At 58.5% G+C, this 5,642-nt stretch carries 5 protein-coding genes and 1 pseudogene; all 6 read left to right on the top strand.

Features of this window, described 5'->3' with window-relative positions; all coding sequences use genetic code 11:
• Positions 1-79: 79 nt before the first annotated feature.
• Positions 80-1,036, top strand: a complete 957-nt coding sequence (locus K5905_RS26270) for a sugar-binding transcriptional regulator (protein ID WP_297589725.1) — start codon at positions 80-82, stop codon at positions 1,034-1,036.
• A gap of 162 nt (positions 1,037-1,198) precedes the next feature.
• The gene (locus tag K5905_RS26265; RefSeq protein WP_297589722.1) at positions 1,199-2,500 is read left to right on the top strand and encodes a sugar ABC transporter substrate-binding protein; all 1,302 of its coding nucleotides are present in this window, start codon (positions 1,199-1,201) and stop codon (positions 2,498-2,500) included.
• Positions 2,501-2,615: 115 nt separating this feature from the next.
• Positions 2,616-3,482 carry a carbohydrate ABC transporter permease gene (locus K5905_RS26260; protein WP_297589719.1) on the top strand — a complete coding sequence of 289 codons (867 nt, stop codon included), beginning with the start codon at positions 2,616-2,618 and terminating at the stop codon, positions 3,480-3,482.
• A gap of 13 nt (positions 3,483-3,495) precedes the next feature.
• Positions 3,496-4,326, top strand: a complete 831-nt coding sequence (locus K5905_RS26255; RefSeq protein WP_297589716.1) for a carbohydrate ABC transporter permease — start codon at positions 3,496-3,498, stop codon at positions 4,324-4,326.
• 11 nt (positions 4,327-4,337) lie between these two features.
• A complete protein-coding gene (locus K5905_RS26250; protein WP_297589713.1) occupies positions 4,338-5,342 on the top strand; it encodes an ABC transporter ATP-binding protein in 1,005 nt (334 codons plus the stop codon).
• 93 nt (positions 5,343-5,435) lie between these two features.
• Positions 5,436-5,642, top strand: a pseudogene (locus tag K5905_RS26245) (mannitol dehydrogenase family protein); the annotation flags it as partial.

Genomic DNA, 5,642 nt, shown 5'->3' with positions numbered 1-5,642 from the left:
GCGGGAGCTGCGCAAGTATTTGCATCTTTCGAAGATTTCTTTCAGCTTAGACCGGATTTGCGACGAGGCAAAAGCTGACATGAAACAGAAAAATCCTGCCGAGACGTCACGCCTCGATGATGCTGCCCGAGCTGGATGGTTATACTATGTGGCCGGGAACACCCAGGACGAAATCGCTCGGAAACTCGGGGTTTCGCGGCAGTCCGCACAGCGCCTGGTGTCCCTTGCCGTCAGCGAGCGCCTGGTCAAGGTCCGGCTGGATCACCCGATTGCGCATTGTATGGAGCTCAGCAACAGACTGATTGAGCGCTTCGGCTTGCAAAACTGCGAAGTCGTACCCAGTGATCCGGATGCACCCTCCTCTCCCATCGGAATTGCACAGGCGGCCTCGGCAGAGATGGAGCGCCATTTCCGGTCTCAGCAACCCAAGATTATCGCCTTCGGCACCGGCAGAACCCTGCGCGCATCGGTGGATCAGCTTCCGGCCATGGACTGTCCTCAACATCGCATCGTTTCTCTGCTCGGCAATATGATGTCCGACGGATCGGCTTCCGCTTACAATGTCATCATCCGCCTGGCTGACCGGATCAATGCCCGCCACTATCCTATGCCTCTGCCCGTTTTCGCACGATCCCGCGAAGAGCTGCAGCTTCTGCACAATCAGGAAGCCGTTCACAATATCCTCGACCTGATCCGGCAGGCCGACGCAACCTTTGTCGGTATCGGCAATATGGGCCCGACCGCGCCGCTGGCGGTCGACGGTTTCGTCAGCCTCGACGAAATGCGCGCCTTGGAAAATGCCGGAGCAATCGGTGAAATCACCAGTTGGGTCTACACCCGGCAGGGGCAGCTCGTTGACGGCCTTTCCAATGATCTTGTTGCCAGCGCTCCGCTGCAACCTGCAAGCGACAAACCGGTTTATGGAGTTGCAGCCGGGGACGCAAAGGTACCGGCTATGCTTGGGGCTCTTGAAGGCAAGTTCATCAATTGCCTGATCACCAACGAAACCACTGCTGAGCATTTGCTCAAGCATTGAGCTTTTTCTCACCTCTCATAAGCGATTATATCTAAAGGTCTTTTTGCGATGCAGCGAAAGACCTTTTGTTTTTTCGGCTCGATAGCTCTTGACTCTAGCTGCTTAAAGACTGAATATTTGCTCGCTTGAATGGCAAATGCCCATCTCGCTTGGGAGGAAAATATGGCATTTCATACCCGTGCGCTTCTCGGCGCCTGTGCGGTCGCCGCGCTCTGCGTTCCGGCAACTGCAGAAACGATTACTATTGCAACCGTGAATAACGGCGACATGATCCGCATGCAGGGTCTGACGAAAGACTTCACTGAAAAAACCGGCCACGATGTGGAATGGGTAACGCTTGAAGAAAACGTTCTTCGTCAGCGCGTCACTCAGGACATTGCCGCAAAAGGCGGCCAGTTCGACATCATGACCATCGGCATGTACGAAACACCCATCTGGGGCAAGCAGAACTGGCTGGTCTCGCTCAACGACATGCCGGACAGCTACGATGTCGATGATATCCTGCCGGCAATGCGCGGCGGACTTTCCGTTGACGGCACGCTTTATGCGGCACCGTTTTACGGCGAAAGCTCCATGATCATGTATCGCACCGATCTCATGGAAAAGGCTGGGCTGGAAATGCCTGACGCCCCGACTTGGGAATTCGTTGCCGATGCCGCCCGCAAGATGACCGACAAGGACAATGAGATCTACGGTATCTGCCTGCGCGGCAAGGCAGGCTGGGGCGAGAACATGGCGTTTTTGACCGCCACGTCCAATGCCTTCGGTGCTCGCTGGTTCGACGAAGACTGGAAACCCCAGTTCGACAGCCCGGAGTGGAAGGAAACTCTTTCTTTCTACATTGACCTGATGAATGAAGCAGGCCCTCCAGGTGCGTCGACCAACGGTTTCAACGAAAACCTGTCGCTGTTCCAGCAGGGCAAATGCGGCATGTGGATCGATGCAACCGTTGCTGCATCCTTCGTGACCAACCCCGCAGACTCCACTGTCGCTGACAAGGTTGGCTTTGCGCTGGCACCGGACACCGGTCTCGGCAAGCGTGGCAACTGGCTGTGGGCCTGGGCGCTCGCAATTCCGGCCGGCACGCAAAAGGAAGCTGCCGCTAAGGAATTCATCAATTGGGCAACCTCCAAGGACTACCTGGAACTCGTTGCCGCGGAAGAAGGCTGGGCAAACGTTCCCCCGGGAACCCGGACGTCTCTTTATGAGAACCCGGAATACCAGAAGGTACCTTTCGCGAAGATGACGCTGGACAGCATCAACTCGGCTGATCCGACTGCTCCGACCGTCAAGCCTGTACCCTATATCGGCGTACAGTTTGTTGCGATCCCTGAGTTTGCAGGTATTGCGACCCAAGTCGGTCAGGAATTTTCTGCAGCTCTCGCCGGTCAACAATCCGTCGACGAGGCGCTGGCCAAGGCTCAGACGCTGACAGCAGAAGAAATGGAAGCCGCAGGCTACTAAGGGTCTCCTCCCTGACTGGGAGGGCGACATCGGCTCGCCCTCCCGATTTTTTGTCCGCACCCACCTCATCATCCATACTCCACGGCTCTAGACCGTCAACAGAGAAGGTGTGTCCATGGCTACCCAGCATTCGCGCTCCGCTGCGCGCATCATGATGGCGCCGGCCGTCGTCCTGCTCCTCGGCTGGATGCTCGTCCCGCTGACGATGACCCTGTATTTCTCGTTCAAGAAGTACCTGCCTTTGAGGGGCGGTGATCTTGGATGGGTCGGTTTTGACAATTATGTCCGGTTTGTTTCCTCCAGTGCCTTCTGGCCGAGCGTTCAGACAACCCTGGTCATCGTCGGCGGGGTGCTGCTGATCACCATTATCCTGGGTGTGCTGCTGTCGATCCTGCTGGACCAGCCCATGTGGGGCCAGGGGATTGTCCGGATCCTGGTGATCGCGCCGTTCTTCGTCATGCCGACCGTCTCCGCCCTGGTGTGGAAGAACATGTTCATGGATCCGGTCAACGGTCTCTTCGCCCATTTGTGGGAGGCCTTCGGAGCCCAGCCGGTCGAATGGCTGAGCGATGCATCCCTGCTGTCGATTATCATCATCGTCTCCTGGCAATGGCTGCCCTTTGCCACACTCATCCTGCTGACCGCCATCCAGTCCCTCGACAGCGAGCAGCTCGAGGCCGCCGAGATGGACGGCGCGCCGCCCCTGGCCCGGTTCGGCTTCATCATCCTGCCGCACCTGTCCCGCGCGATCACCATTGTCATCCTGATCCAGACGATCTTCCTGCTTGCGATCTTTGCCGAAATCTTCGTCACCACCGGCGGTGCCTTCGGAACCCGCACTCTGACCTACCTGATCTTCCAGCGCGTGCTGGAGAGCCAGAATGTCGGCCTCGGCTCGGCCGGCGGGGTCTACGCAATCATCCTGGCCAACATCGTTGCCATCTTCCTGATGCGCATCGTCGGCAAGAACCTGGACGCCTGAGGAGGGAACGATAATGGCCCGTGCTGTCACACCCCGCCGCAAGACGATCAACACCCTTGCCGCCTGGGCAATCGGTCTCCTGATCTTCTTCCCCATCCTGTGGACGATCCTGACCAGCTTCAAGACCGAAGCCCAGGCGATCAGCGACCCTCCGGTGTTCCTGTTCTTCGACTGGACCCTTGAGAACTATGCCGTCGTGCAGGAGCGCTCGGACTACATGCGCTTTTTGTGGAACTCGGTCATCATTGCCGGCGGCTCCACCCTGCTGGGCATCGTGATCGGCGTCCCGGCCGCCTGGTCGATGGCCTTCGTGCCGTCAAAGCGCACCAAGGACATCCTCATGTGGATGCTGTCGACCAAGATGCTGCCGGCTGTCGGCGTGCTCTATCCGATCTATCTCCTGTTCATCAAGCTCGGCCTGCTGGACACCCGGGTCGGCCTGACCCTGGTGCTGATGCTGATCAACCTGCCGATCATCATCTGGATGCTCTACACCTATTTCAAGGAGATCCCCGGCGAGATCCTGGAAGCCGCGCGCATGGACGGGGCAACGCTGAAGGAAGAAATCCTCTACATCCTGACACCGATGGCTGTCCCCGGCATCGCCTCGACGCTGCTGCTCAACATCATCCTGGCCTGGAACGAAGCCTTCTGGACCCTGAACCTGACGGCCGCAAAAGCAGCCCCCCTGACCGCTTTCATCGCCAGTTATTCCAGCCCGGAAGGTCTGTTCTACGCCAAGCTGAGCGCCGCCTCGACCATGGCGATCGCGCCGATCCTCATTCTGGGCTGGTTCAGCCAGAAACAGCTTGTACGCGGCCTGACCTTCGGCGCGGTTAAATAGGAGTTCCCGACATGGGTCAAATCACGCTCAACCAGATCACCAAAAGCTTCGGGGACGTTCAGGTCATTCCGCCTCTGGACCTGCAGATCAACGACGGTGAGTTCGTCGTCTTCGTCGGCCCCTCGGGCTGCGGCAAGTCCACGCTCCTGCGTCTGATCGCAGGTCTTGAAGATGTCAGCAGCGGCGCCATCGACATCGATGGCACGGATGCAACCGAGATCCCGCCGGCCAAGCGGGGCCTGGCCATGGTGTTCCAGTCCTATGCGCTTTACCCGCATATGTCGGTGCGCAAGAACATCGCCTTTCCGCTGCGCATGGCCGGCCTCGACAAGGCCGCCCAGGACGCCAAGGTGGATGCGGCGGCCAAGGTGCTGAACCTCACCGACTATCTCGACCGCCGCCCCGGCCAGCTGTCGGGCGGCCAGCGCCAGCGCGTTGCCATCGGCCGGGCGATCGTGCGGGAACCGGCCGCCTTCCTGTTCGACGAACCGCTGTCGAACCTGGATGCCGCCTTGCGCGTCAACATGCGCCTGGAAATCTCCGAGCTGCACCAGTCGCTCAAGACCACCATGATCTATGTCACCCACGATCAGGTCGAGGCCATGACCATGGCCGACAAGATCGTCGTGCTGCAGGCCGGTGTCATCGAGCAGGTCGGCTCGCCGCTGGAGCTCTATCACACTCCGCGCAACAGGTTCGTCGCCGGCTTCATCGGCTCTCCGAAGATGAATTTCTTCATGGGAGCCTTCGCGTCCGAATACAACGCGGCCACCATCGGCGTTCGTCCCGAGCATCTGTCCGTGTCCCACACTGATGGCAAGTGGTCCGGCAAGGTCGGCGTCTCCGAACACCTGGGCTCCGACACCTTCCTCTATGTCGAGGTCGACGGTGTGAGCGAACCGGTCACCGTCCGCTCAACCGGAGAAGTCGGCTTCCGCCATGGCGACACCGTTCACCTGACACCGGACCCGGACAAAATCCATCGCTTCGACAACCAGGGCCTCAGAATCCAATGAAACCTCTCAAGGGAAAATCGGCATGGGCGTTTTCAGGGAACTCGTGATGGCGATCCCGTCCTGTTTTCAATACTGCAATGTGGTTGGTGTCCAATGGATGAGTTGATTCCTCTAAACGCCGAAAATATTTCACAAATTCCGCCAAATGTTAGAGTCCCGAAATATGAAAGATCGCAACTCAGCCCGGGCATCGTTCATATCGGCGTCGGCAACTTTCACCGCGCTCACCAGGCCTGGTATCTGCATCGACTTTTTGACCTGGGATTGAACCACGATTGGGCAATCGTCGGCGCCGGGATA

The organism is Roseibium sp. (assembly GCF_025698965.1).
Classification (GTDB): Bacteria; Pseudomonadota; Alphaproteobacteria; order Rhizobiales; family Stappiaceae; genus Roseibium.
This window is presented reverse-complemented; position numbering and strand designations above follow the sequence as displayed.